Genomic DNA, 1,161 nt, shown 5'->3' with positions numbered 1-1,161 from the left:
CTGACTTTTGCACGTTGCGCCATATATTTCATTTGTCTTCTTAGAATATTATAGGCAATAAAGACTCCCCATAATTCTTGATAAATCAAGGCAGGTTGTTTACTCCTTAAATGCTTCCCTTCCTGTAAGTTACTCTTGATTTCTCGGTAACACATTTCTATTTCCCAACGCTGGGCATAGAGTTTTGCTAAAGCTAATAATGGATATCTCTTTGAATCTATTAGTGAAGTGATATAACGTCTAATCTTACCTGCCTGCTCAACCTCAATGAGACGTGCCTCCCAATAGTCTCCTAAGGCTGGATTAAGTTTTTTAGCTCTTGTTGATATCGGCATTCTAATATGAAAGTCATGTTGCGAATTACGCTCCACAATCTCATACCGTAAATTATCTTTTGCACGCATAAGCCAATGACTTTCTTCTGCACGTTTTTGCCACCCGATGAGAAAATCTGCAGAGAAATAGGCTCGATCAAATAGGGTAATACTGTGTGAACAAGGAGATAATTGGCTTGCCAGTGTGAGTTCACCTTGATCCATACTACCTATTTGAGCATCTATAATTTCATGGGTCGCGGTATTTACTAAGCAGGTTGCTCTCACTTGTGGATAAGGAGCATCAGCAGTTTTTCCTTTAGATGAACCAAAGTGTGCAAAATTCTCATCTGTATAAGGCATAGACCAAACAACACCATCAACAGCGCACACACTCAGACCGTGAAAGTTTGAGTATTGCTGCTGAGATTCTTCAAACCAGGCTTGGCTAAGTAAAGAAAATAGCGCATTTAAAGGTTCTGATCCTAAACGTTGTCGTGCTTGTACTACTGCGCTAGGAACACAATATTCTGTTGTACCAAATACAAGTTTTAGCTGTTCTACGACATATCCGATAGGTTGATTTCGAAATAAAGCGAGTCCAATGACAAGCCACACCACATGTTCAGCAGGTAACTTCCTTCTTCTAATTGATGCCTTACCTGTTTGATGCAGACTTTCCTCAATCCAGTTGAAATCAATAAATTCACTAAAATGGCTAAGTGAAGGTAAAGAATGTTGAAGGGTGCAATCTAAATTTTCAGATAAAGTCATAAAAAAATGAGCGTATTTACATACACTCATTTTTACTACATTTTACTAATATTTGCTTAACTGACTGGCATTA

The 1,161-nt window shown here is 38.2% G+C and carries 1 protein-coding gene; it reads right to left on the bottom strand.

What is annotated here, in order from left to right; all coding sequences use genetic code 11:
• On the bottom strand, positions 1-1,088 hold a 1,088-nt coding region (locus FTV14_RS15880; protein WP_180054166.1), incomplete at its 3' end, for an IS4 family transposase.
• Positions 1,089-1,161: the final 73 nt, after the last annotated feature.

The sequence above is a fragment of the Acinetobacter sp. YH12236 genome (genome assembly GCF_013417645.1).
Taxonomy (GTDB): domain Bacteria; phylum Pseudomonadota; class Gammaproteobacteria; order Pseudomonadales; family Moraxellaceae; genus Acinetobacter.
The sequence above is the reverse complement of the archived record's forward strand: the minus strand, read 5'-3'. Positions and strand labels throughout refer to the sequence as shown.